Annotated in this window: 27 protein-coding genes; 14 read left to right on the forward strand and 13 right to left on the reverse strand. The window is 63.5% G+C overall.

Annotated elements, in window-relative coordinates; genetic code table 11:
• Positions 1-123 precede the first annotated feature (123 nt).
• Positions 124-768 carry an arylesterase gene (locus NKI39_RS13680; protein WP_352450197.1) on the reverse strand — a complete coding sequence of 215 codons (645 nt, stop codon included), beginning with the start codon at positions 766-768 and terminating at the stop codon, positions 124-126.
• A 107-nt stretch (positions 769-875) separates the two neighbouring features.
• Between NKI39_RS13680 and NKI39_RS13685 the strand changes: the two genes are divergently transcribed.
• The 4 genes from NKI39_RS13685 (at position 876) to NKI39_RS13700 (ending at position 5814) form a co-directional block, all read left to right on the forward strand.
• The gene (locus tag NKI39_RS13685; RefSeq protein ID WP_352832346.1) at positions 876-1586 is read left to right on the forward strand and encodes an ABC transporter ATP-binding protein; all 711 of its coding nucleotides are present in this window, start codon (positions 876-878) and stop codon (positions 1584-1586) included.
• On the forward strand, positions 1586-4135 hold the full coding sequence (locus tag NKI39_RS13690) for an ABC transporter permease (RefSeq protein WP_352832428.1): 2550 nt from the start codon (positions 1586-1588) through the stop codon (positions 4133-4135). The genes NKI39_RS13685 and NKI39_RS13690 overlap by 1 nt, the downstream gene beginning before the upstream one ends.
• A gap of 219 nt (positions 4136-4354) precedes the next feature.
• Positions 4355-5134 (forward strand): Bax inhibitor-1/YccA family protein, encoded by a 780-nt coding sequence (locus NKI39_RS13695; protein WP_254817871.1) that lies wholly within the window; start codon positions 4355-4357, stop codon positions 5132-5134.
• Between the two features lie 110 nt (positions 5135-5244).
• The gene (locus tag NKI39_RS13700; protein WP_352832349.1) at positions 5245-5814 is read left to right on the forward strand and encodes a GNAT family N-acetyltransferase; all 570 of its coding nucleotides are present in this window, start codon (positions 5245-5247) and stop codon (positions 5812-5814) included.
• Between the two features lie 4 nt (positions 5815-5818).
• On the opposite strand, the gene NKI39_RS13705 is transcribed toward NKI39_RS13700, so the two are convergent.
• Both NKI39_RS13705 and NKI39_RS13710 read right to left on the reverse strand, forming a co-directional pair.
• Positions 5819-6205 carry a DUF2794 domain-containing protein gene (locus NKI39_RS13705; RefSeq protein WP_031212724.1) on the reverse strand — a complete coding sequence of 129 codons (387 nt, stop codon included), beginning with the start codon at positions 6203-6205 and terminating at the stop codon, positions 5819-5821.
• Between the two features lie 580 nt (positions 6206-6785).
• On the reverse strand, positions 6786-7535 hold the full coding sequence (locus NKI39_RS13710; protein WP_352470828.1) for a DUF1223 domain-containing protein: 750 nt from the start codon (positions 7533-7535) through the stop codon (positions 6786-6788).
• A 175-nt stretch (positions 7536-7710) separates the two neighbouring features.
• Here NKI39_RS13710 and NKI39_RS13715 point away from each other — a divergent pair, with 175 nt between their 5' ends.
• Positions 7711-8391 carry a ceramidase domain-containing protein gene (locus NKI39_RS13715; RefSeq protein ID WP_352470827.1) on the forward strand — a complete coding sequence of 227 codons (681 nt, stop codon included), beginning with the start codon at positions 7711-7713 and terminating at the stop codon, positions 8389-8391.
• 85 nt (positions 8392-8476) lie between these two features.
• Here NKI39_RS13715 and acnA read toward each other — a convergent pair whose 3' ends face one another.
• Positions 8477-11167, reverse strand: coding sequence for an aconitate hydratase AcnA (acnA, locus tag NKI39_RS13720; RefSeq protein WP_352832352.1), 2691 nt, complete (start codon positions 11165-11167; stop codon positions 8477-8479).
• A 282-nt stretch (positions 11168-11449) separates the two neighbouring features.
• On the opposite strand from acnA, the gene ccmA reads away from it, so the two are divergent.
• The 6 genes from ccmA (at position 11450) to NKI39_RS13750 (ending at position 15198) form a co-directional block, all read left to right on the forward strand.
• The gene (gene ccmA / locus NKI39_RS13725; RefSeq protein ID WP_352832355.1) at positions 11450-12058 is read left to right on the forward strand and encodes a heme ABC exporter ATP-binding protein CcmA; all 609 of its coding nucleotides are present in this window, start codon (positions 11450-11452) and stop codon (positions 12056-12058) included.
• Between the two features lie 196 nt (positions 12059-12254).
• A complete protein-coding gene (gene ccmB / locus NKI39_RS13730) occupies positions 12255-12920 on the forward strand; it encodes a heme exporter protein CcmB (RefSeq protein WP_352470824.1) in 666 nt (221 codons plus the stop codon).
• The gene (locus tag NKI39_RS13735; RefSeq protein WP_352832358.1) at positions 12920-13297 is read left to right on the forward strand and encodes an Imm50 family immunity protein; all 378 of its coding nucleotides are present in this window, start codon (positions 12920-12922) and stop codon (positions 13295-13297) included. Before ccmB ends, NKI39_RS13735 begins: the two co-directional genes overlap by 1 nt.
• A 102-nt stretch (positions 13298-13399) precedes the next feature.
• Entirely contained in the window at positions 13400-13567 is a 168-nt protein-coding gene (gene ccmD / locus NKI39_RS13740) for a heme exporter protein CcmD (protein ID WP_352456348.1), read from the forward strand.
• Positions 13564-14139: a DsbE family thiol:disulfide interchange protein gene (locus NKI39_RS13745; RefSeq protein WP_352491647.1), complete on the forward strand. Its 576-nt coding sequence runs from the start codon at positions 13564-13566 to the stop codon at positions 14137-14139. Before ccmD ends, NKI39_RS13745 begins: the two co-directional genes overlap by 4 nt.
• A 15-nt stretch (positions 14140-14154) precedes the next feature.
• Positions 14155-15198, forward strand: a complete 1044-nt coding sequence (locus NKI39_RS13750) for a DUF2332 domain-containing protein (RefSeq protein ID WP_352491646.1) — start codon at positions 14155-14157, stop codon at positions 15196-15198.
• A 16-nt stretch (positions 15199-15214) separates the two neighbouring features.
• Here NKI39_RS13750 and NKI39_RS13755 read toward each other — a convergent pair whose 3' ends face one another.
• Positions 15215-15382, reverse strand: coding sequence for a hypothetical protein (locus NKI39_RS13755; RefSeq protein WP_023721879.1), 168 nt, complete (start codon positions 15380-15382; stop codon positions 15215-15217).
• A 264-nt stretch (positions 15383-15646) separates the two neighbouring features.
• On the opposite strand from NKI39_RS13755, the gene NKI39_RS13760 reads away from it, so the two are divergent.
• Positions 15647-16564, forward strand: coding sequence for an SMP-30/gluconolactonase/LRE family protein (locus tag NKI39_RS13760; RefSeq protein ID WP_352767356.1), 918 nt, complete (start codon positions 15647-15649; stop codon positions 16562-16564).
• A gap of 32 nt (positions 16565-16596) precedes the next feature.
• Positions 16597-16806, forward strand: a complete 210-nt coding sequence (locus tag NKI39_RS13765) for a tautomerase family protein (RefSeq protein ID WP_352540817.1) — start codon at positions 16597-16599, stop codon at positions 16804-16806.
• A gap of 107 nt (positions 16807-16913) precedes the next feature.
• Here NKI39_RS13765 and NKI39_RS13770 read toward each other — a convergent pair whose 3' ends face one another.
• The 8 genes from NKI39_RS13770 to NKI39_RS13805 all read right to left on the reverse strand — a co-directional run bounded on the left by NKI39_RS13770 (position 16914) and on the right by NKI39_RS13805 (position 24020).
• Positions 16914-17447 carry an NADPH-dependent FMN reductase gene (locus tag NKI39_RS13770; RefSeq protein ID WP_352767671.1) on the reverse strand — a complete coding sequence of 178 codons (534 nt, stop codon included), beginning with the start codon at positions 17445-17447 and terminating at the stop codon, positions 16914-16916.
• Positions 17448-17487: 40 nt separating this feature from the next.
• The gene (locus NKI39_RS13775) at positions 17488-18108 is read right to left on the reverse strand and encodes a pyridoxamine 5'-phosphate oxidase family protein (RefSeq protein WP_352685342.1); all 621 of its coding nucleotides are present in this window, start codon (positions 18106-18108) and stop codon (positions 17488-17490) included.
• An 88-nt stretch (positions 18109-18196) separates the two neighbouring features.
• Positions 18197-18862, reverse strand: coding sequence for a septation protein A (locus tag NKI39_RS13780; protein ID WP_352493215.1), 666 nt, complete (start codon positions 18860-18862; stop codon positions 18197-18199).
• A gap of 60 nt (positions 18863-18922) precedes the next feature.
• Complete coding sequence (gene ftsY / locus NKI39_RS13785; protein ID WP_352832360.1) at positions 18923-20506, reverse strand: signal recognition particle-docking protein FtsY; 1584 nt, start codon at positions 20504-20506, stop codon at positions 18923-18925.
• 11 nt (positions 20507-20517) lie between these two features.
• Positions 20518-21819 carry a tRNA (N(6)-L-threonylcarbamoyladenosine(37)-C(2))-methylthiotransferase MtaB gene (gene mtaB, locus NKI39_RS13790; protein ID WP_352832363.1) on the reverse strand — a complete coding sequence of 434 codons (1302 nt, stop codon included), beginning with the start codon at positions 21817-21819 and terminating at the stop codon, positions 20518-20520.
• Positions 21819-22703 (reverse strand): diaminopimelate epimerase, encoded by an 885-nt coding sequence (gene dapF / locus NKI39_RS13795; protein WP_352832365.1) that lies wholly within the window; start codon positions 22701-22703, stop codon positions 21819-21821. The genes mtaB and dapF overlap by 1 nt, the downstream gene beginning before the upstream one ends.
• 74 nt (positions 22704-22777) lie before the next feature.
• Complete coding sequence (locus NKI39_RS13800) at positions 22778-22939, reverse strand: DUF1328 family protein (RefSeq protein WP_031195454.1); 162 nt, start codon at positions 22937-22939, stop codon at positions 22778-22780.
• A gap of 70 nt (positions 22940-23009) precedes the next feature.
• Entirely contained in the window at positions 23010-24020 is a 1011-nt protein-coding gene (locus NKI39_RS13805) for an MBL fold metallo-hydrolase (protein ID WP_352832366.1), read from the reverse strand.
• 305 nt (positions 24021-24325) lie between these two features.
• Between NKI39_RS13805 and NKI39_RS13810 the strand changes: the two genes are divergently transcribed.
• Positions 24326-24865: a protease inhibitor Inh/omp19 family protein gene (locus NKI39_RS13810; protein WP_352450179.1), complete on the forward strand. Its 540-nt coding sequence runs from the start codon at positions 24326-24328 to the stop codon at positions 24863-24865.
• Positions 24866-24879: the final 14 nt, after the last annotated feature.

Raw genomic sequence — 24879 nt, forward strand, 5'->3', positions numbered from 1 at the left:
CCTCGAATCGAACTCTTGCCCCTAGCGAATCATCGATATCCAAACGGGGCAAGGGGTTTGTTGGTCGCAGGCCTGCCTAAAAGCTTCCCCTGCGGAAGGTGTTGCGACGGCGAACCCTCGCCTTCAGGAATTGCCCCGGACCGCTTCAATGGTCTTCTCCACACTGGGCAGGATACCCTCGACGATGCGGTCGACGCCTCGGGCGTTTGGATGAAGGCCGTCCTCGAGTTGCAGGACGGATTGACCGGCGATGCCCTCGAGAAAGAAAGGATAGAGCGGCACGCCATATTTTTCAGCCAGTCGCGGAAAGGTCGCGTCGAAGGCGTTCTGGTAGTCGGCGCCGAGATTGGGCGCCGCGCGCATTCCGGCAAGCAAAACGGCGATCTTGCGCTGCTTCAGCTTTGCCAGCATGGCGTCCAGGTTCTTTTCCGCTATGGCGGGCGAAACGCCGCGCAGCATGTCGTTGGCGCCGAGCTCCAGGATGACCAGTTGCGTGCCGTCCGGCACCGACCAGTCGAGCCGCGACAGACCGCCGCTCGTCGTATCGCCGGAGACGCCGGCGTTGGCGACCGTGACATCGTAGCCCTTGGCGCGCAGCGCCGCCTGCAGCTTCTCGGTGAAGCCCTGACCTGGCCCGAGGCCATAACCCGCCATCAGGCTGTCGCCGAAACCGACAATGGTGAATGGTTCAGCACGCGCCGACGAAATGGCGCCGCAAATGGCGAGGAAAAGGGCGAACGCTGCGGCAAAGGTATGTTTGAAAGCCATGCGGCAGGCCCCATATGACCAGGAACATCTGTTGGCGAAGGCAGGTTTTCGTCTTTGTCGAGCATCGGATGCACTAGCCTTCATCCCCCATATAGGACGATTTGATTTTGGAAGAAGCCGTCATTTCGCTGAAAGACGTATCGCTGACGCTCGGCGAAGGTGCATCCTCGGTCCATGTGCTGAAGGGCGTCAGCCTCGATGTTGCGGGCGGCGAAGCGACCGGCATCGTTGGACCTTCAGGTTCGGGAAAGTCGACATTGCTGATGGTTTTGGCCGGACTTGAAAGGGTCGATTCGGGTACGGTCCGAATTGCCGGCGAGCAGCTCAACGGCAAAAGCGAAGACGAGATCGCATCGTTTCGAGGACGAAACATCGGCATCGTGTTCCAGTCGTTCCATCTCATCCCCAATATGACGGCGCTGGAAAACGTTGCCGTCCCGCTGGAGCTTGCCGGCCATGTCGATCCATTCGGCGTGGCGGCACGCGAGCTGGCGGCGGTGGGCTTGAGCGATCGCGTCACCCATTACCCCGGCGAATTGTCTGGCGGCGAGCAGCAGCGCGTGGCGATCGCCCGGGCGCTGGCGCCGTCGCCGCGCATCCTGATCGCCGACGAGCCGACCGGCAATCTCGACCAGGCAACGGGGCGGCACGTCGCCGACCTGCTGTTTGCCAAGGCGGCCGAACGCGGCATGACGCTGGTGCTGGTCACGCATGACCCGGTACTCGCGGCGCGCTGCTCGCGCCAGGTGTCGATGCGGTCGGGGCGGATCGAAGACGCGCCTAAGCCGGCCACCAGGGCTGGCAGGGTGACCGCATGATGCCGCTGGCGCGCACGCTGAGGCTCGCCTTTCGGTTTTCGCTGCGAGAAATGCGTGGCGGGCTGTCCGGCTTCCTGATCTTCCTTGCCTGCATCGCGCTCGGCGTCGCTGCGATCGGCGGCGTCAATTCGGTGGCGCAAGCGATTTCCGCCGGTGTTGCCGACCAGGGCCAGACGCTGCTCGGCGGCGATCTCCGCTTCCAGCTCAACCAGCGCGATCCGACCAGATCGGAACGCAGCTTCCTCGACCAGCTTGGCACGGTTTCGCACAGTGCCAATATGCGCTCGATGGCGAGGCTCGAGGACGGCTCCGACCAGGCGCTGGTCGAGGCCAAGGCGGTCGACGGCGCCTATCCGCTCTACGGCGCGCTGGAGACCGAGCCGGTGCTGTCGCGAGAAGATCTGTTCGGCGAAAAATCCGGGGTCTTCGGCGCCGCCGCGCCGGACCTCTTGTTCGAGCGGCTGAACCTTGGCATCGGTGACCGGCTGAAGCTCGGCAGCGCGACGTTCGAGCTGCGTGCCAGGCTGGTCAACGAGCCGGATGCAGTGTCGGATGGCTTCGGTTTTGCGCCGCGGCTGATGGTGTCGACCGACGGGCTTGCCGCTTCCGGCCTGATCCAGCCGGGCAGCCTGGTCGAGAACGCCTATAAGGTCCGCCTGCCCGGCGGCACCGGCGAGGCACTGATCAAGGCGATCCAGGACCAGGCGGCAAAAGAGTTCCCGCAGGCCGGCTGGTCGATCCGCACCCGCAGCAACGCAGCACCGGCGCTGTCCTCGAATATCGAACGGTTTTCGCAATTCCTGACGCTGGTTGGGTTGACGGCGCTGGTGGTCGGCGGCGTCGGCGTGGCCAATGCGGTGCGTGCCTATCTCGACGGCAAGCGCGGCGTCATCGCCACCTTCAAGAGCCTGGGGGCTTCGGGCGGCTTCGTCTTTGCCGTCTATCTGGTGCAGATCCTGATGATCGCCGCCCTCGGCATCACGCTAGGCCTTGTGCTTGGCGCGCTGATGCCGTTCGCGGCCAGCGCGGCACTCCAATCGGTCATTCCAGTGCCGGCGGAAGGTGGGTTCTATCCCGGCGCCCTCGGCATGGCAGCGCTGTTCGGGCTGCTGGTGACGCTGGCTTTCGCCTTGCTGCCGCTCGGCCGCGCCCGCGACGTGCCGGCAACGGCGCTGTTTCGCGAAATGGGATTCGAGGGCCGCGGTTTTCCCCGCCCGCTCTATATCGCCGCGGCATTGGGCATCGCGCTGCTGCTCGCGGTACTGGCGATCCTGTTTTCCGGCGACCGCCGTATTGCCTCGATCTTCGTTGGCGCCACGATCTTTTCGTTCCTGGTGCTGCGTGTGGTCGGCTCGCTGGTGCAGTGGGCGGCGAAGAAAAGCCCGCGCGTGCGCTCGACCGCGCTCAGGCTCGCCATCGGCAACATCCATCGGCCTGGCGCCTTGACGCCGTCCGTGGTGCTGTCGTTGGGACTCGGGCTGACGCTGCTGGTGACGCTGGCGCTGATCGACGGCAATCTCAGGCGGCAGATCTCGGGCAGCCTGCCGGAAAGGGCACCGAACTTCTTCTTCGTCGATATCCAGAGCAGTGACGTCGATGCCTTCTCCGCGCTGGTCGGCAAAGAGGCACCGCAAGGCAGGCTGATCAAGGTGCCGATGCTGCGCGGCCGGGTGATGGCGCTCAACGGCGTCGATGTCGACAAGGTCAAGGTTCCGGCCGAAGGCGCCTGGGTACTGCGCGGCGATCGCGGCCTGACCTATGACGCAAAGCTGCCGGAGAATGCGACGCTGACCGAGGGCAGCTGGTGGCCGGAGAACTATGCCGGCGAGCCGCTGGTCTCGTTTTCCGCCGAGGAAGGCAAAGAGATCGGGCTGAAGCTCGGCGACACCATCACCGTCAACGTGCTCGGCCGCAACATCACGGCCAAGATCGCCAATTTCCGCCAGGTCGAATGGGAAACCATGGGCATCAATTTCGTCATGGTGTTCTCGCCCAACACGTTCGCCGGTGCGCCGCATGGCTGGTTGGCGACGCTGACCGAGACGAATGCGTCGGCAGCCGACGATGCGCATCTTCTCAACGCCGTCACGCGTGCCTTTCCCGCAGTGACGACGGTCAGGGTCAAGGACGCGCTCGAAATCATCAACCGGCTGGTGGCGCAACTCGGCACAGCAATCAGGGCAGCAGCGGGGGTGGCATTGATCGCCTCGGTGCTGGTGCTGGCCGGGGCGCTCGCCGCCGGCAACCGGGCTCGCATTCACGACGCGGTGGTGCTGAAGACCCTGGGTGCGACCAGAAAAACGCTGATCGCCGCGTTTTCGCTGGAATATATGCTGATCGGCCTTGCTACCGCGATCTTCGCGCTGGCGGCGGGCGCTGTGGCGGCATGGTTCGTCGTCGCGCGCATCATGACGCTGCCATCGCACTTCATGCCCGAGGTGGCGGTGGCGACCATCGGCTTTTCGCTGGTGGTCACGGTCGGCATCGGCCTTGCCGGCACGTGGCGGGTGCTGGGCCACAAGGCGGCGCCGGTGCTGCGGAATCTTTGAGCCAGAGCCGGTTTCGATTAAATCTCGGTAATGTTCCGGGCGGGAAGGCCAATAAAACCGTATCTCCGGCACTTCACGGAGCATTACGCTTGGTTACGGTCTTGTCCTTTACGCCAAGAACCATCATATTTCGGCGCAGGCATGCTGGAGCCCCGCCAGCGGCGCCTGGGTTCAAAAGGACCTGACACCGGACGGGGCAGAAGCAATATGAGGATTTCCATGGCTGATCCCGTTCGCAATTATCAGACGCGCGCCGTGCCCGGCGCCGGCGTCGATGCTGCCATCGACCAGGGCCTGCGGGCCTACATGATCAAGGTCTACAATCTGATGGGGCTTGGCCTCCTCATCACCGGTCTTGCCGCGGTCGGCACAATCATGCTGGCCACTACCAGCGATCCCGCCTCGGCGGTCGCGACGTTGCCAAGCGGCGAGATGCTGACCTCGTTCGGCTACGCGATCTTCGGCTCGCCACTGAAATGGCTGGTGATCTTCGCCCCGCTGGCAGCGGTGATGTTCCTGTCGTTCCGCGTCCAGTCGATGAGCGTTTCGGCCGCGCAGACGACATTCTGGGTCTACGCCGGCCTCGTCGGCCTGTCGCTGTCGTCGATCTTCCTGGTCTACACCACCGCCAGCATCTCGCAGACCTTCTTCGCCACCGCCGCCGCCTTTGGCGGGCTGTCGCTCTACGGCTACACGACCAAGCGCGATCTCTCGGCGTTCGGGTCGTTCCTGGTCATGGGCCTGGTCGGCCTGATCATCGCGATGGTAATCAACATCTTCCTGCAGTCATCGGCGCTTTCCTTCGCCGTTTCGGCGATCGGCGTGCTGATCTTCGCGGGCCTCACCGCCTACGACACGCAGAACATCAAGGAGATGTACTTCGAGGGCGACGAGACTGATGTCGCCGGCCGCAAGGCGATTATGGGCGCATTGAGGCTCTATCTCGACTTCATCAACCTGTTTATGTTTCTGCTGCAGTTCATGGGCGACCGTCGCTAAATACGGTTTTCCTGGACCAGCGAGTTCGAAAAGGGCGGCCCAATGGCCGCCCTTTTCTTTTGTACCGGCTTTTGCTGTGATATAGGGCAGATGAACGACGTGCCTAAATTATGAGCTGCATCACCTTGCGGGCCGCGACGTCGGCCGATCTCGACCGGATCACGGAAATCTATGCCGACGCGGTGACGAATGGCACGGCGAGCTATGAACTCGAACCGCCGAGCCGCGCCGAGATGGGCACGCGCTTCGACACTCTGATGGCGGGCGGCTTTCCCTATCTCGTTGCGGAAAAGGCCGGCGGCGTGCTCGGCTATGCCTATGCCGGGGCGTTCCGGCCGCGCCCGGCCTACCGCTTCGTCGTCGAGGATTCCGTCTATGTCGCGCCCGAGGCCAAAGGGCAAGGCGTCGGGCTGCTCTTGATGCAAGGGCTGATCGAAGCGGCCAAGGCGGCGGGTTTTCGCCAGATCATCGCGGTGATCGGCGACGGCCGGCCCGACAGCGCCTCGGTACGGTTGCACGAGAAGCTCGGCTTTCGTCATTCCGGCCGCCTGGAAGGCTCAGGCTATAAGCACGGACGCTGGCTGGACACGGTTTTCATGCAGCTGCCGATCAACGGCGGGGCGTCCATCCCGCCTGATCCGCAATCGCTGCCCGAGCGCAAGTTCCGCCTGCAAAAATAAAGGGTTACGCCTCGACCAGCTTCAGTGTTCGGTCGAACACGCCAAGCACCCGGCCGAGTTCCTGGCCGCGCTTGAGGATGCGCCCGCCGGCGGCGATGACGGCGAACGCGCCTTGCCGGCGCGCCAGCTTCGGATCCTTGACGATCTGGAAAAGCGGCACTTCGCTGGTGCGGCGGAAGACGGAAAAAACGGCGCGGTCGGCGAGATGGTCGATGGCATAGTCGCGCCACTCATTGGCGGCAACCATACGGCCGTAGAGCCTGAGGATCTGGTCCAGTTCGCGCCGGTCGAACCGCACCGGCTGGTCGAGGCGTTCGCGTCTTGCCTCATGCAGCGGGATCAATATTGCGGATGCGTCCCCATCCTCCGTCCCGCTGCTGCGATCAGTCATGCCTGGATCCTCGCAATGAATCGTACGCCGACCAAAGTTGGCGCTTTCGTTGCCGAATTGCAAGGCCCGGCCGGGCAACGGCAGCACCGCGCGGTTTCTCCAGCGTCCAGTCACGTTTGCGAAACGCCTGTTGAAATTGGTGATGCTTTGCCACAATCCTGCCTTTTTTTATCCGTGCTCATGCCCCAATGTCCGACGAATTTACCGGCGTTGCCTGAGACGGTTCGGTCCGGCACCGGCTCGTAAACCCCAAGCCCCCCGCCCACGGGTCTGCGTCGGATCGAACCAACCTCGGTTTTTCCTTGGAAAGATCGGGTGCGACGATCCCAAAACCTAAATGACCGGCGTCAGAAGCAAGCTGACGCCGGTTCTTTATTAGCCGTGGCGATGCGATCCATCCAGATAGGCTGTCGTCGGAGGCTTGAGCGCGGTTATCGCCGAAGGCGACGGATGAGGGGTGTTCCAGCTTGGCAATTTCCTTGAAATCGCCGCCGCCTCAATTCTTCCAGCACCCCTCAACCGTCTCGGCGCTGCGCGCCGATCCACCTTCTCCCACAAGGGGAGAAGGAGAGGTCCCCGCTTAAGGCTTGCGGATAAAGGCCGCGCCCAGGATCGGCCCGGGCATGCCGTCCTTGCCGACCGACTGCAGCAGCACGGCGCAGCCGCCCTTCTTGGCGATCTCGCTCATCGGCAGTTCGTAGCGCTGCGCCTTGCCGTGCCACATGCCGGCGGTCTGGATGCTGGAGACGGCGTTCCAGTAGGTCATGCTGCGGCCGCTGTTTTCGCCCTTGCCGATCTTTATCGTCTGCGGCGGATTGAAATAGACGATGACGACATGCGCGTCGGTTGGGCCGGTCACAGCGTCGCCGGCATCGATCATGACGCGATCGCTGGTCCGGCTGACCTTGATGCCGACGCGCATGCCTTCGCCGACCCTCTCCATGCGGGCCAGCGCGCCGTCGACTTCCTTGCGGCTGGCGCCGTTGACATGGCTGCGGCCGTTTATGACGGCTTGCGGGGTGTAGACGGAACGACTGCCGAAGGCGCGCATATACTCGTATTGCCGCTCGGTATTTTCCTTGCGGCTCAGCGTGTCCTGCCAGCCGAGGTAATCCCAATAATCGACATGATAGGCGAGCGCGACGATGTCCTCTTTGGCGGCGAGCTCGGCGAAGAATTCATCTGCCGGCGGACAGGAGTTGCATCCCTGGCTGGTGAAGAGCTCGACGACGCCTAATGGCTTGTCGGTTGGCTCGGCAAGGGCCCTGCCGGCAAACGCCGAGAGGGCCAGCGCAAGGGCCGCAAGCCGCAATGGTCTTCGAGATGGCATAGCCGTTCCGATCCCGCCGGTGACGCCGGCTTTGTTCTGGTTGTCGAAATATGTGGCAGAAGCGGCAGTCAACGGGAAGTCACGTTGCGGTGAAATTTTGCCGTTGCAACCGCTGGCAAGGGCGCAATAGGTGGACTTGCACTTTACGATGGAAGCGATTCGGGCGGCAATCAGCATGTGGCAATCTCTCCTGGCGCCGGTCGACCTCTATTGCGAACGGACGGGGCCGGAATTCTGGGCCGAACCGCTAAATGCGCTGAGCAATCTGGCTTTTTTTGCCGCCGGGCTATGGGGTGTCTGGCAGGTGCGCAAGCGCGGCACCGGCACCTTCGCCGAAGTGCTGGCCTGGTGGGTGGTGGCGATCGGCGTCGGCTCGTCGCTGTTCCACACCTTTGCCAACCGTGGCACGGTCTGGGCCGACGTGCTGCCGATCGCCGGGTTCACGCTGGCCTACACGCTGTTCAACCTGCGGCGTTTTCTCGGCATGAAATGGGGCAAGGCGATCGCCATTTTCGTCGCCTTCTATGCCGTCGCCGGGCTGGTGACCTTTGCCGTGCCCGACTGGCTGCGCCAGGCGTCGAACGGGACGACCGGCTATCTGCCGCCCTTCCTGGCGCTCGCCTTCTTCGGCGCCATGGTGGCGGCCAGCGGCAACCGTGCCGGCTGGTACAATCTGGCGGGCTCGGCGATCTTCGTCGTGTCGGTCATCTGCCGGATGATCGATCCGCTGGTCTGCGGCGGCTTTCCGCTCGGCACGCATTTCCTGTGGCACATATTCAACGGGCTGATGCTCGGCGTGCTGCTGGCGGCGACAGCGCGGTTTGGAAAGCCGGGAATTAGGGCAGTAGGGCAGTAGGGCAGTAGGGCAGTAGGGCAGTAGGGGAATAAGTCGCTTCTCCTTGCTTCACCCTACTGCCCTACTCCCTTATTGCCCTACTCCCTTAAGCGGCCAGATCGCGCAGCACGTATTGCAGGATGCCGCCATTCTTGAAGTAGTCGAGCTCGTCCAGCGTATCGATGCGGCAGATGATCGGAACCTCTTTGACGCTGCCGTCGCCGTAGGTGATCCTGGCGATCATCTTCTGCCGCGGCTTGATGTTGCCCAGTCCGTCGATCTCGACCAGTTCGTCGCCCTTGAGGTTGAGCGAGGCCCATGAGGTGCCTTCCTCGAAGACGAAGGGGATCACGCCCATGCCTACCAAATTGGAGCGGTGGATGCGCTCGAAGGACTGGGCGATGACCGCGCGGACGCCCAGCAAATTGGTGCCCTTGGCCGCCCAGTCGCGCGACGAGCCGTTGCCATATTCGACGCCGGCGAAGATGACCAGCGGCACGCCTTCCTTCTTGTACCGCATGGCGGCGTCGTAGATCGATTCCTCTTCTTTCGACGGGTAATGGATGGTGTAGCCGCCCTCGCGGCCGTTCTCGCCCAGCATATGGTTGCGGATGCGGATATTGGCGAAGGTGCCGCGCATCATTACCTCATGATTGCCGCGGCGTGTGCCGTACTGGTTGAAATCGGCGACGCCGACGCCGTGGTCGGTGAGATACTTGCCGGCCGGCGAGGCCGCCTTGATCGAACCGGCCGGCGAAATGTGGTCGGTGGTGATCTTGTCGCCGAACAGACCGAGCACACGCGCGCCCTTGATATCGCCGATCTTGCCGAAGCCCGACGTCATGCCGGCGAAATAGGGCGGGTTCTGCACATAGGTGGAATTGTCGTCCCAGGCATAGGTCTGGCCTTCCGGCGCCTTGACGTTCTGCCAGTACTCGTCGCCCTTGAAGACGTCGGCATACTTGCGGGCGAACAATTCGCGCGTGACGTTCTTCTCGATGAATTCCTGGATCTCGACCGAACTCGGCCAGATATCCTTGAGATAGACCGGATTGCCGTTGCGATCCTCGCCGAGCGGCTCGGTGGTCAGATCCTTGGTCACTGTCCCGGCCAGCGCGTGGGCGACGACCAGTGGCGGCGAGGCGAGATAGTTCGCTTGCACGTCGGGCGAGACGCGGCCTTCGAAATTGCGGTTGCCGGACAAGACTGCCGCAGCAATCAAGCCCTTATCGTTGATGGTCTTGGAGATCGGCGCCGGCAATGGGCCGGAATTGCCGATGCAGGTGGTGCAGCCGAAGCCGACCAGGTTGAAGCCGATCTGGTCGAGCTCCTTCTGCAGGCCGGATTTCTCGAGATATTCGGCGACGACCTGGCTGCCCGGCGCCAATGAGGTCTTGACCCACGGCTTCTGCTTGAGGCCGAGCCGGTTGGCATTGCGCGCCAACAGCCCGGCGCCGATCAGCACGCTCGGGTTCGAGGTGTTGGTGCAGGAGGTGATGGCGGCGATGACCACATCGCCATGGCCAAGATCGTAGCTCGTGCCCTCGACGGCATAGCGCTTGTCGATTTCGGCGGCCTTCCTGTATTCGGACTCCATGGCCTTGGCGAAGCCAGCCGGAATGTCTTCAAGTGCGACCCGGCCTTCCGGCCGCTTCGGGCCGGCCATCGACGGGACGACACTGCCGAGATCGAGCTCCAGCAGGTCGGTGAAGACCGGATCGGCCGAGCCGGCATCGCGCCACAAGCCTTGCGCCTTCGAATAAGCCTCGACCAGGGCGATGCGGCTTTCGTCGCGACCGGACATTGTCAGATAGCGGATGGTTTCGCTGTCGACCGGGAAGAAGCCGCAGGTGGCGCCATATTCCGGCGCCATGTTGCCGATGGTGGCGCGGTCGGCCAGCGTCATGTTGGACAGGCCCGGCCCGAAGAATTCGACGAACTTGCCGACGACGCCCTTCTTGCGCAGCATCTGGGTGACGGTGAGCACCAGGTCGGTGGCGGTGACGCCTTCCCTCAGCCTGCCGGTGAGCCGGAAGCCGATGACTTCAGGCAGCAGCATGGAGACCGGCTGGCCAAGCATCGCGGCCTCCGCCTCGATGCCGCCGACACCCCAGCCGAGCACGCCGAGGCCGTTGATCATCGTGGTATGTGAATCGGTGCCGACGCAGGTGTCGGGATAGGCGGTGGTCTCGCCGTCTTCGCTGTTGGTCCACACGACCTGACCGAGATATTCGAGATTGACCTGATGGCAGATGCCGGTGCCGGGCGGCACGACGCGGAAATTGCGGAACGCCTGCTGGCCCCATTTCAGGAACTTGTAGCGTTCCTCGTTGCGCTCATATTCAAGCTCGACATTGCGGGCGAAAGCCAGTGGCGTGCCGAATTCGTCGACGATGACCGAGTGGTCGATGACCAGATCGACCGGCACCAGCGGATTGATGCTTTGCGGATCGCCGCCGAGCGAGGCCATGGCGTCGCGCATAGCGGCAAGGTCGACCACGGCTGGAACGCCGGTGAAATCCTGCATCAGCACGCGAGCCGGGCGATAGGCGATCTCGACGCCGGCGGTGCCCCGGTCAGTCAGCCAGCCGGCGACCGCCTGGATGCTCTCCTTGGTAACGGAACGGCCGTCCTCGTTGCGCAGCAGATTCTCCAGCAGCACCTTCATCGAATAGGGCAATTGGGCAATACCGGTGAGGCCGTTCTTTTCGGCCTCGACAAGGTCATAGTAGATGTACTCGGTGCCGCTGGCGGTCAGCGTGCGGCGGCAATTGAAGCTGTCGAGTGATTTGGACACGTGCGATCCCTAACTGTCGGTTGCCGGAAGGGAACGGACGCCAGTGGGCATGCAAATCACGCGCAAAGGTGCGGGTACGGCCATTTCCGCTATCCGTTCCCAAGCGTCCGGGCCGTTCAAGGCGGCACGCGCGCTGGTTCGGCGCAAATTCGGTTCCCGTGCCGACCGCTGGCACGGATGATGCGGATATAGAGAATTTTCTGGAATAGTTCTAGACACGGAATCGCCATTTTTGGTGCGGCGCACCGAAGCCGCGCCTGAACTTTCGGCGAAGGGGGACGGATGCGGCTGATCGCCGAAAATCTGGGCGGCGAACGCGGCGGCGAGACGGTATTTTCCGGCATCGAATTCGCGCTGGGGGATGGCCAGGCGCTGGTCGTCACCGGGCCGAACGGCGCCGGCAAATCGACGCTGCTCAGGATCGTCGCCGGACTATTGCCAGTGGCGGCAGGCCGTGTGCGGTTCGAAGGTGGTGGCGAGGACTTTCCGTCGGCCGCCTCGGCCTGTCACTATCTCGGCCACCTCAACGCGATGAAGACGGCGCTGAGCGTTACGGAAAACCTGTGCTTCTGGCGCGATTTTTCGGGCGCCGGTTCCGCGGCTGTTGAAGAGGCGCTGGAAACCGTCGGGCTGGGCGGCATCGGCCATCTGCCGTTCGGCTATCTCTCGACCGGGCAACGCCGCCGCGCGGCGATTGCAAAACTGCTGGTAAGCCACCGGCCATTGTGGCTGCTCGATGAGCCGACGGCAGGACTGGACAAGGCTTCCGAGGAGAGATTCGGCGAATTGATGGGGAAGCACCTCGAGAGGGGCGGGATCGTGGTTGCGGCGACGCATTTGCCGCTGGGGATCGAGGGGGCACAAGGGCTGGTGATGGGCGAGGCCGTTTGATGTTGGTGCTCTACGGCGCCCCCCTCTGTCCTGCCGGACATCTCCCCCACGAGGGGGGAGATTGGCAGCTTCGTCGCTGCGCTCAACTCTCAACGATCGAGATTGGCGAAGGCAGTCGTGACAGCCAATCTCCGCCCTTGAGGGGGAGATGTCCGGCAGGACAGAGGGGGGTGCCCAGGCGAAAGCATCTCACATCATGCTAGCCCTCTTCCTGCGCGACATCCGCCTGAGTATCCGCGCCGGCGGCGGGGCGCTTACCGGCGTGATTTTCTTTCTCGCCGTTATCGCGACCATCCCCTTCGGCGTCGGTCCCGAGCTGAAGCTGCTGGCCCGCATCGGCCCGGCGATCCTGTGGATCGCCGCATTGCTGGCCTGCCTGCTCGGCCTCGACCGGCTGTTCCAGGCCGACCGCGAGGACGGCTCGCTCGATCTTCTGGTGCTTGGCAACGACCGGCACATGCTGGCCTTGACCGTTCTGACGAAATGCCTGGCGCATTGGGCGGGAAGCGTGCTGCCGCTGGTCATCGCCGCTCCCTTGCTCGGCCTGTTCATGAACATGGAGCCCATCGGCATCGGTGCGACGGCGCTGACGCTTCTGGTCGGTACGCCGGCGATCACCTTCATCGGTGCCGCCGGTGCCGCGGTGGCGGTGGCGCTGCCGCGCGGGGGCCTGCTGATCTCGGTGCTGGTGCTGCCGCTAACCATTCCCGTGCTGATCTTCGGCGTATCAGCAAGCTATGGCGCGGTGGCGAACCCCGATCCTTTTCTGCAGCCCTTCCTCATTCTCGCCGCGCTGACCCTGTTCCTTGCCGTGCTCGGGCCGGTGGCGGCGGCGCTGGCGCTTCGGCACGGAACGGATTGATGTGGCCGCTGCGCATAGAGAACCCGATCTTTCTCCAGACAATCTACGGCAACTATCCGGACCTGTCTTCCGTCCAGGTAACCAAGGCCGAAATCAATCGTGAAGGGCCTAGCATGTACCTTTCCTTCATCTCGACCGTCCTCCCCTACCGGCCCCCCGCCAAATGGGCGGCGTTCAATGCCGTGTCTTTCGGGCTTGAGTTCATCGCGGTCGAATCGATTAGCCTTCGCAAGTTCCGGAGCCATGGCTGGAGTGCAATCAGGATGTGGGATGACGCCGGTAGAATCCTGCTTACCTGCGAAGGGGCTGTCAGGCTGTCTCTGACGTGCCAATACATGCGTATCAAAAACATATCAGGTGTTTTGCGTTCGCAGTGACCTTCGGCTTGCGATAACCGCAAATCTGCCGCAGACCCGTTCATTGCGACAAACAGCCGGTGAGGCTATGAATTCCGCCGTGAGAAGCCTTGGATCGGGAAAATGAGCGTTCACGCCCTTTATGTCACCGCCGCCTATGCGATCACGGCCGTGGTGCTGGGTGGGCTGATCGGCTGGATTCTGCTCGACCAGCGCGGCCGCAAGCGAGAGCTTGCCGAGCTGGAGGCATCCGGCGTGCGCCGGCGCTCCGATAAGGCAGTAAAATCATGAGCACGGAAACCCAAACACCGGCGCGCCGCCGCCTGATCGTGCTGCTGCCGCTGGTGGTCTTTCTCGGGCTGGCGGGATTGTTCCTGGCGCAGCTTTTGTCCGGGCGCGACGTGTCGGAAGTGCCGTCAGCGCTGATCGGCCTGCCGGCGCCGCAGACCAACCTGCCGGCGCTCGAAGGCACCAATTTGCCGGGCCTCGATTCAAAACAGTTCGCCGGCAAGGTGACGCTGGTCAACGTCTTCGCGTCCTGGTGCGCGCCGTGCCGCGAAGAGCATCCGGTGCTGCTGGCGCTGTCGCAGGACAGACGCTTCGTCATGGCGGCGCTGAACTACAAGGACCAGCCGGAAAACGCCCGTCGGTTCCTTGGCGATCTCGGCAATCCATTCCAGGCGATCGGCGTCGACCAAGCCGGACGCACGGCGATCGACTGGGGTGTCTACGGCGTGCCGGAAACCTTCGTCATCGGCAAGGATGGCAAGATCGCCTATAAGCATGTAGGGCCGCTGACGCCGGACTCGGCGCGGACGCTGCTGTTACCCGAAATCGAGAAGGCGCTCGCGGCTCCGGGCTGAGACACCTGAAACGCGATGGACGAACGAGACATCCGCGATCATTTTCTGGCACAGGCGAAAGCCTGCGATGGACTTGGCTCGCCTTTCACCGCGAATTTATGCCGTGCGCTCGCTAAGGTTCTCGACGCAAACACCAGGACCGGGCAGGCGGTGCTCGGTTGGCCGGGCGACGCGCGCGCCGACGCCCTCGCATTGCGGCTTTGCGGCGCGCTGCATGGGTTGGTCCTGACGGGTGCCAATGAGCGATTGGCACTGATCTATCCGCCCAACCAGACAAGCGAATCCGAGATCGCGGCGGTGCTGCCGGAGGCAATTGCGCGATCCGACGAGCGGATCGTCGCCGGCCTCGCCGGTGCGCCGCAGACCAATGAAATCGCCCGGTCGGCGATGCTGCTGCCTGGATTTCTGACAGTCGCGCGGGAAACCGGCCTGCCGCTGGACTTGTGCGAGATTGGCGCCAGCGCTGGGCTCAATCTCCTGTTCGACAGCTTTCACTACCGCTACGGCGATGCCGAGTGGGGCGACCGGACCTCCACCGTTCGGTTGGCGCCGGAGGTGCGCGGACTCGCTGTTCCGCTTGGTGGAGCGATCGACGTCCGCCACCGCGCCGGCTGTGACATCGCGCCGGTAGATGTCGCCGACGCAGCCACACGGTTACGGCTTCGGTCTTACGTCTGGGCCGATCAGGCTACGCGGCTGGCCCGGCTCGACGCTGCGCTGTCACTTGCCGAAAAGTTTCGACCGCCACTTGTCAAAGCGGACGCGGCGGATTTTGTCGGGAAGGCGCTGGCCGCGCGGCAGGAGGGTGGCGCTTTTGTGCTCTATCATTCGATCATGTGGCAATACCTGCCGCGGGCGACCAAGGACGCGATCATCGTCGCCCTGGAGCAGGCGGGCAGACAGGCCACGGCCGCTGCGCCTATCGCAAGGCTGAGGATGGAGCCGCGCGATCCCACAAACAATTGGGCGGTACTCAGCCTGACTTTATGGCCGGGCGGCGAGACGCACCGCCTGGCCCATTGCGATTACCACGGCCGCTGGATCGAATGGGTGGGCTAAGCCCGATCCCATTCACTCAGCCGTAGATCTGCTTGTGGACCTGGTAGAGCATTTCTGAGCGGTCGGCGCGCATGTCGGCGAGGTCGCGGCTGCTGAAGCTGTCGATTTCGGCGACGAGGCGGTTGTAATGCCGGCGCTTGGCGATGCTGGCGCGAGCGCGGCTCATGAGGCTGTCGATGATCATAGCGAGTTTCCTTTTGCGCCGCATTTCGCGGCCAGTTGTTCCTCCCTTGATCGATACGGAGCATGACATAGTTATGGTGCATTGCAAAAATAAGATGTTGCAATGCACCATTGCGCTGGGCGCATAGCCGGTTAACGGGATGTGACCTGCCGTCCGGGCCAGCATTCGCATTCCATAATGCTCTGACGCATCATCGATCTTGCCATATCGATCGCAGGCTGGCTTGATCGCGCCCTTGCCAAGCGACTGCTACCGGGAGGAACCATGGCCAGCGAATTCTACGAAGTTCTCGATCCGCGCTTTTCGCGGCTTTTCAACGGCAATGCACAGGTGGACAGGCTGTTTACCGGCTGCCGATGGGCGGAAGGACCGGCCTGGTTTGCAGCCGGGCGCTATGTGGTTTGGTCCGACATCCCGAACAATCGCATGCTGCGTTACGACGAGACCGACGGCAGCGTCAGCGTGTTCCGTCAGCCGTCCGGCAATTCCAACGGCAACACCGTCGACCGGCAAGGCCGGCTGGTTACTTGCGAGCATTCCGGCCGCCGCGTCAGCCGCACCGAGCATGACGGCTCGGTCATCACCATCACCGACAAATGGCGCGGCAAGCGGCTGAACTCGCCCAATGACGCGGTGGTCAAGTCCGATGGCTCGATCTGGTTCACCGATCCGAGCTACGGCATCGATACCGATTACGAGGGCGACAAGGCCGAAAGCGAAATCGGCGCCTGCCATGTCTACCGGGTCGATCCCGGCACCGGCGAGACCGAGGCGGTGATCACCGACATGGTCAGGCCCAACGGGCTCGCCTTCTCGCTCGACGAGCGCCAACTCTATGTCGCGGATACCGGCCGCACGCATGGTGCGCAAAATCCGGCACACATCCGGGTGTTCAATGTCGGCCAGGGCGGCAAGACGGTCTCAGGCGAAAAGGTCTTTGCCGACTGCACCGCCGGCCTGTTCGACGGTTTCAGGCTGGATGCGGACGGCCGCATCTGGACCAGTGCCGCCGACGGGGTCCATTGCTACGATCCAGACGGGACGCTGATCGGCAAGGTCAAGGTACCGGAAGTCGTTGCTAATTGCGTGTTCGGCGGCAACAAGCTGAACTGCCTCTACATCGCCGGCACGACCTCGCTCTACATGGTCCGGCTCATGGTCAACGGCGCCAAAACCTACTGAGCGGCCGCCAAGCATATGCAAGGGAGGGAACCATGCCATTCGTGAATATCCGCCTGGTCAAGGAGGTGATTGCCGACGACCCGGCCGGCAAAAAGGCCGCGATCGCCGCCCAGGTGACGGCGGCCATCACCGGCGTCACCGGCCTGACCAACAACGATGTCTGGGTGGTTTTCGAGGAGGTCGCTGCACGCGACTGGTTCGTCGGCGGGACCGACGTCGAGACGCGGAGGAGCAAGGGATAGTTCCCGGCACAGATTGGCCGCAGCTCCTAGCGTCGTCATCCCGGGGGCGGAGCAGGAGCGAAACTCCGTCGCGGAGACCCTGGGATGGCGAAAGCACGGTCCGGCGTTCACCGCGAGCGGATGAACTCCGCGAAGGCGGATAGGGCATCGCGCATCGTCAGCCGGTTTTCCGGCTGCGACAAGATATCCTCCACCTCCGGCGGCTTCTTGCCGAGCAGCGCTATTTCGAGCGCTGCTTCCTCATGGAGCGCAAAAGACATTGTCCGCATGATCTCGACCAGTGCGGCGCGGGCAAACAGCGAGCGCGGCGAGGCATGCACCAGCATGGCTGGCTTGCCAACGGCGGCATCGCGCGACACCAGCCAGTCAAGCGCGTTCTTCAGGCCGCCTGGCACACCGTGGGCATATTCCGGGCAGGAGACGATGACGCCGTCAGCGGCGGTGACCGCATCGATCAGCACTGCTGCTTGCGGCGGCGTCCGCTCGCCTTCGTCGTCGGGGTTGAAGATCGGCAGCCGGCCAAGTCCATCGTAGACGAAGACGTGACAGTCCGGCGGCGCGTTTTGCGCGAGTGCCGCGACCAGGGCCGAATTGGTCGAGGCGGCGCGCAGGCTGCCGGAGATGGCGAGGATGTTCAGCAAAGGAATGGAGACCGGCTTGGGCGATTCGTTGCCGGGCACGCTACCACATGGTCTCCCTGTATTCCTCATCCAGCCAGCGGTCGGTCGCCTCGGCCGAATCGGCGAGCGCCAGCTGGTCGCGCAGGATCTGGCCGAGCGTCGGCAGCGTCGCGCGGTCGTACCAGCTCTCCGGCTTCCACAGTTCGGAGCGCATGAAGGCCTTGGCGCAATGCATATAGGCGGCCTTGACCGTCACCACGACGACGCTTTGCGGCGCCTTGCCGTCGACCGCCAGCCGCTCGCGTAACGCCGCATCGACGGTGATGCGGGCATCGCCGTTGACACGCAGCGTCTCGTTCATGCCGGGAATGAGGAAGAGCAGCCCGACCGAGCGATTGAGAAGGATGTTCTCCAGCGTGTCGAGCCGGTTGTTGCCCGGCCGGTCGGGGATGGCGATGGTCTTCTCGTCGAGCACTGCCACAAAACCCGGCCTGTCGCCCTTGGGCGTCACATCGGCATTGCCGGCGCCGTCGGACGAGCCGATCAGCACGAACGGGCTCTTGCCGATGAATGAACGGCAGTGGCCGTCCAATGTCTTCAATTCCTTGCGGATCGAGCCGTCGGTCAGCCGAGGCGTCTTGTAGATCGTCCTCAACTCGTCGCGAGTGGTGATGAATTCCATGCCCTCTCCCCTTATTCTGATGCAATTCCCTAGGGAAAACGCTACGCGCTTTCCCGGGAAAACCGCTACACACTTTCCTGGAATTGCTCTATTTGCCGGCCTTCTCTTCCTTGCCGGCCTTGTCCTCGAGCGAATGGCGCAGGATCAACGGCATTTGGCTTAACGTGAAGACAAGGGTAATGGGAATCGTGCCCCAGACCTTGAAATAAAGCCAGGCTTCCTCAGAAAAGTTGCGCCACACGATCTCGTTCAGCGCAGCCAGAAAAAGGAAGAAGAGTCCCCATCGGAAAGTGAGCTTGCGCCAGCCTTCGGCGTCGAGATTGAAGGCGGAATCAAAGACATAGCCCAACAGCGATCTGCCAAACGCCAACCCGCCAAGCAACGTGATGCCGAACAGGCTGTTGATGATTGTCGGCTTCATGAAAGCGAAGGTCTTGTCCTGCAGCCACAGCGCCAGCGCGCCAAACACAAACACCACGATGGCCGAGACCAACGGCATGATCGGCCAGCTTCGCGTCAAAATCCACGAAACGCTGAGCGATAGCGCCGTCGCCACCATAAAGAACGCTGTGGCAATCAGGATAGGCTCGCCGATATGGCCGAGGATCGGAAACTTCCCGACAAGCCACGCGCCGCGGATGGTGGTGAAAAAGAACACCAGGCCAGGCCCGAGTTCGAGCAGGAATTTCAGGCCGGGGTTCAACGCCCTGCGTCGCGGATCGGACGGGTCGCCTTCGAGGATGGGTGGGTTCATAGCGTCCTTCTTACGCATGATCCAATCCAAAGAGCCTGCAACTTTTCGGAATCATGCTCGTCAAGCCACTCCAGCGATCGCCCTGGCGAATTCGCTTGCGGAAAAGGGTTCGAGGTCGTCGACCTGTTCGCCGACGCCGATGAAATAGACCGGCAATTTGTGCTTTGCCGCGATCGCCACCAGAATACCGCCGCGCGCCGTGCCGTCCAGCTTGGTCATTACCAGGCCGTTGACGCCGGCGACATTGCGGAAGATCTCGACCTGGTTGAGCGCATTCTGGCCGGTGGTGGCATCGACCGTCTGCAGCACGGTGTGCGGCGCTTCCGGATCGAGCTTGCCCAGCACCCGGACGATCTTTTCCAGTTCCGCCATCAGTTCGGTCTTGTTCTGCAGCCGCCCGGCGGTGTCGATGATCAGCACGTCGGAGCCGGCCTCCTTCGCGCGCTCGAATGCATCGTAGGCGAGGCCGGCGGCATCGGCGCCGAGCTTCGAGGCAATGACCGGCGAGTTGGTACGCTCGCCCCAGATCTTCAGCTGCTCGATCGCGGCGGCGCGAAAAGTGTCGCCGGCGGCGAGCATCACCGAGAGGCCGCCATCGGTCAGCTTTGCCGCCAGCTTGCCGATGGTTGTGGTCTTGCCGGTTCCGTTGACACCGACGACCAGGATGACATGCGGCTTGTGGCTGAGATCGAGTTCTAGCGGCATGGCGACATGGGTTAGTACCTTCTCCACCTCGGCCGCCATGATGGCGCGGACTTCGGTGTCGGAGACGTCCTTGCCGTAGCGGCTGGCGGAGAGCGCGTCGGTAACGCGCAAAGCCGTCTCCATGCCGAGATCGGCGCGGATCAGCACATCCTCCAGGTCCTGCAGCGTGTCCTCGTCAAGCTTCCGCTTGGTGAAGACGCCGGCGATGTTGCCCGACAACTCCTTGGAAGAGCGGGCAAGCCCGTCTCGCATGCGCTGGAACCAGGAGCGCCTCGGCGCCGGTTCGGGCGCCTTCTGCGGCTCGGCTTTCTGCTCGACCTTCTTGGTTACGGTGACTTTGCCGGGGGCGGGCTTTGGCTCAGGTTGCGGAACGGCTTCCGGCTCGGGCTTTACCTCCCCCTCGATGGGAGGGTGGGGCGCCGGCACGACCTCCGGTTCGGGCGCGATCTCGGTCAAGATCGGTTTCGTCTCGGCCGGCGCTGGCTGGCGGATCGGGGGCGGTATTTCGGCGGGCGGGACTTCGTGCACTGGCGCTGCTGAGGGAGCCTCGGTGGGCACTACCGGCACTTCGACGGGTGCAGGTTCCGGCTGGGAGGGGACGATTTCTGGCTGCTGCGGCTCGGCCCGGATCTCCTCCGGTTCCTCAGTAGGCGTTTCCGGCTCGGGTGGAATGGTCGGCGGCGGCTCAGGCTTCTGCTCTTCCGGCGCCGGTTGCGGTGCCGGAGGCAACTCTGGTTCGACTGGCGGTGGAGGTACGGCTTCGACTTCGGGCCGCGATTCTTCGCGTTTCAAAAACTCCGGGACGGCCTGCTCGGCGGCCGGTTTCAGCGCCTCCAGTTCGTCCCATTTGATCGGCGGCAGCGGCGCGGCCTCGTCTGGCCGCTCCTCGACGACTTCCTTCTTGCCGAACGAAAATATCTTCTTGAAAAACCCAGCCATGTCTTGCGCTCTCAGGCGGCGCGGGCGGCAAGCGGCGCGGCGATCAGTCGGATACCGTCATGGCCGGCGATATCAGCCTCGACAATGTCGCCCGGAGCGCCGGCAGAGACCGCGGCCAGCGTAAACCCTTCGGTGCGGCCAAGGCCGTCACGCTCGATCAGGATCGACTGATGCGTTCCAGCGAGCGAGGCAAGATGGCGGCGATAGGCGGCCTCGCCGGCGGCGCGCAGGCGTGCCGCGCGTTGCTTGACGACGACGCGGCGGAGCTGCGGCATGCGCGCGGCGGGCGTGCCCTGGCGCGGCGAAAACGGGAAGACGTGGAGATGCGTCAGGCCGCATTCCTCGACGATCTCCAGCGAGTTTTCGAACATGGCGTCCGTCTCGGTCGGGAAGCCGGCGATGATGTCGGCGCCGAAAACAATGCCGGGGCGCAGTTTGCGCACATCCTCGCAAAAGCGGATCGACTGGTCGCGGCTGTGCCGGCGCTTCATCCGCTTCAGGATCATGTCGTCACCCGATTGCAGCGACAGATGCAGATGCGGCATCAGCCTCGGCTCGGTGGCGATGGCGTCCAGCAGATCGTCGTCGGCTTCGATCGAGTCGATCGAGGAAAGCCGCAGGCGTTTCACGTCTGGCACCTGCTTCAGGATGGTCTTGACCAATTTGCCGAGCTTCGGTGCGCCCGGCAGATCGGCGCCAAAACTGGTCATGTCGACGCCCGTCAGCACGATCTCGGCATAATCATTGCCGACGAGTCGCTTGATCTGCTCGACCACGGCGCCCATCGGCACCGAGCGCGAATTGCCGCGACCGTACGGAATGATGCAGAAGGTGCAGCGGTGGTCGCAGCCGTTCTGCACCTGGACAAAAGCGCGCGCCCGGCCCTCGATGGCGTCGACCATGTGGGCGGCCGTCTCGCGCACCGAAAAGATATCGTTGACGCGCGCCTTCTCAGTGTCGTTGATGCCGAAATCCGGCAGCGCGCGATAGGAATGCGCCTTCAGCTTTTCCTCATTGCCGAGGACGAGATCGACCTCGTCCATGGCGACGAAATCCTGCGGGCCGGTCTGCGCGGCGCAGCCGGTGACGATGATGCGGGCGGCCGGGTTCTCACGGCGGGCTTTTCTGATCGACTGCTTGGCCTGGCGTACAGCCTCGCCGGTGACGGCGCAGGTGTTGAAGATGATGGCACCGCCTTCGAGGCCGCCGAGGCCCGCACTTTCGGCTTCACGCCGCATCACCTCGGATTCATAGGTGTTCAGCCGGCAGCCGAAGGTGACGACCTCGATACCCTTGTTGCCAAGAGGAGCCATCAGGCGGCGCTTTCGGTGTCGCGCGCCCACGCCCCGGTCGACGGATCGAAGCTGCCGGAAAATTCCCATTCGGCGGCACCGGTGAGGATGACGTGGTCGTCGTCGCGCCACAAAACATGCAGCGAGCCGCCGCCGGGCGTCATCAGCGTGACGCCGCGGCCGGTACGCCGGGTGCGGGACGCGGCGACCACAGCGGCGCAAGCAGCCGTGCCGCAGGCCTTGGTCAGGCCGGCGCCACGCTCCCAGGTGCGGATGGCCATGGTCTCCGGCGAGGTCACCTGCGCGATGGTGATGTTGGCGCGCTCGGGGAAGATCGGATGGTTTTCGAGCAGCGGGCCGAAGCGCTCGAGCTCGTACGACCAGACTTCGCGGTCGACCCAGAAGATGGCGTGCGGATTGCCCATCGAGACGACCGACGGCGAATGCAGCACCGGGGCATCGATCGGGCCGATCTGCAGCTCGATCATGCGGGTGTCGCGGAATTCCTCGGCCAGCGGGATGTCCTGCCAGCCAAAGCGCGGCCTGCCCATGTCGACCGAGATCATTCCGTCGGCATGTTCCTCGGCATTGAGGATGCCGGCGACTGTTTCAAAGGCAAATGTCTTCTGGCCGGTCTCGGCGGCGAGCGCCTGGACGACACAACGCATGCCGTTGCCGCAGGCTTGCGCCCTGGTTCCGTCGGAATTCAAGATGTCGATGAAAAAGGCGGTGCCCGGCGTCCTGGGGTCGTGGATCGCCATGATCTGGTCGAACCTGGTCGCCGCATCGGCATTAAGCGCGACGGCTGCCGCAGGCGCCACGCGATCGGCACGGCCACGCATATCGGCAACGATGATTTCGTTGCCGATGCCGTTCATCTTGGCGAAAGGGGCCGCGCTTGCCATCGATCGAAAGGTCTCTTGCCGGTTTGGCGCCTATATGGCGGATAGCGGCAGAAATTACCAGCGCGGCGTGATTTTCAAGTCACCGCGAAGACGCCAAGCACGATCAGCAGGAAGATGATCAGCACGATGCCGATGAGGATGCGCGCGCCGGTGGCGGCGGCTCCGGCCAGTGCCGGCATGCCGAGCAGGCTCGCCGCGGCCGCGATAATCAAAAGAATGATGATCCACCTGATCATGAGAGACACCTCGCAGCCGACAGGTTTGAACACCTACAAACGTCTATGTGATGCCTTAGGTTCCGCCGCGCTAGACCGCCGGCACGTCCCAGACTTCGCCCGGCCGCAAGGCGCGAAAACGTTGCCGCGGCAGGCCGGCAGCATCGAGCGCTTCGCCGAGCTTTCTGGGCGGCTCGTCGATCGGCTCGTTGGTGAGCCGGAACGTGCCCCAGTGACAGCCGGCTGCATAGGCGGCGTTGCACAAAAGCATGCCTTGCACCGCCTCCTCCGGATCCTGGTGATGTGGCGCCATGAACCAGCGTGGCTCGTAGGCGCCGATCGGCAGGATGGCGAGGCGGAAGCCGCCGTGCTTTTGCGCCATCAGCCGGTAATTGATGCCACCGTGGAAGCCGGTATCGCCGGCGAAATAGATCTTTGCGTCGGGCGTCTCGACGACGAAACCCGCCCACAGCGCCATGCGCCGGTCGCGAGTACCGCGGGCCGACCAGTGGTGCACCGGCTCGACATGGACGGCGACGCCATCGCCGATATCGACCCGGTCGCCCCAGTCATGCGCGGAAAGCCTCATACGGGGCACGGCAGCGCCGATGATCGTGTCGTTGCCGAGCGGCGTCAGCAGCAGCGGGTCGTGTCTTGTCGTCAGGCGCTTCAGCGTGGCGAGGTCGAGATGGTCGTAATGGTTGTGGCTGACCAGCACGAGGTCGATCGGCGGCAAATGCGAAAACGCGATGCCCGGCGGATTGACGCGTTTCGGACCGGCGAAGGAGAGCGGCGAGACGCGTCGCGACCAGACTGGGTCGGTCAGGATGTTCAGGCCGGCTGTCTGGACGAGCAGCGAGGAATGACCGACCATGGTGAGGCGCAGCGCAGAACCATCGATGCGCTCGACCGGTCTTGCCGGTGGAAACGGGCTCGGATCCGCCGCCGGCCATTTCGAGCGCTCGCGGCTCAATTGCCATTTCAACAGATCGGCAAAGCGACCCGGCGGCCGTCCGTCGGGATTGAAGAACAAGGTGCCGTCGAAATGATCGCTGGGCGGCCCGCTGTAATAGCGGTTGGCGGCTCTCTTTCTCGCGGCCAAGAAATCGGCTCCCTGCAGTTTGCTGATCGCCAAGAGATAATGCCGGCGCCGGCCCGCACAAGCATTTGAGGTGAACGCCAGGGATTTGGCGCCAGCGCGCCGTATCGAATCAACCGGAGGTGTCGGCCAAACGGCCAAGGCGTAACGCAATTTCAGACAATGTGCATTTTGCGACAAATTTGCAACATTACCGGCGCAAACCGTATTTTAACCATATCGGGTTGAAATTTCGCCACCTTCTCCATCTTGGTGAGGGGGACATTGCGCGGACGGCACCCCCAGCCCGATCCGACGGAGGTTGAAGAATGAAATTTTCGAAAACCGGCCTGCTGGCCGTATCGCTGGCCGCGCTCGTTGCGAGCGGCTGTTCAACCTCACGGTTCACATCGATGGACGAGCAGCAGCCGGCGCCGCTGGAAGCTGCGCCCGCCGGCAAGGTGACCGCAAACCAGCTGCCGCCGCCGGCGACACCCGGCCCGGCCGATCCGTCGAAATTTCCTACCGCGCCGCAGAACACCCAGGTCGCCTCGCTGCCGCCGGACGGGACGGCGCCTGCCGGTGCGGCCGACCTTACCGCGTCCAGCGTCGCCGGCGTGTGGAAGGCAAGCGTGTCCGGCCAGAGCTGTCAGGTGGCGACGCCGCAGACCAAATTCGGTTCGGGCTACCGCGCCGGACCGCTGCATTGCCCGGCGCCGCTCGATGGCATCAAATCGTGGAACGTCGCCGGCAAACAGCTGACGCTCTTTGACGAGAATGGCGGCACGCTGGCACGGCTCTATTCTTCGGGCGGCGAGAAATTCGACGGCCAGACTTCCAACGGCCTGCCGATCTCGCTTACAAGGTAAGAGAACGGCCCCCA

Source organism: Mesorhizobium sp. M0664 (assembly GCF_040320565.1).
GTDB lineage: Bacteria > Pseudomonadota > Alphaproteobacteria > Rhizobiales > Rhizobiaceae > Mesorhizobium.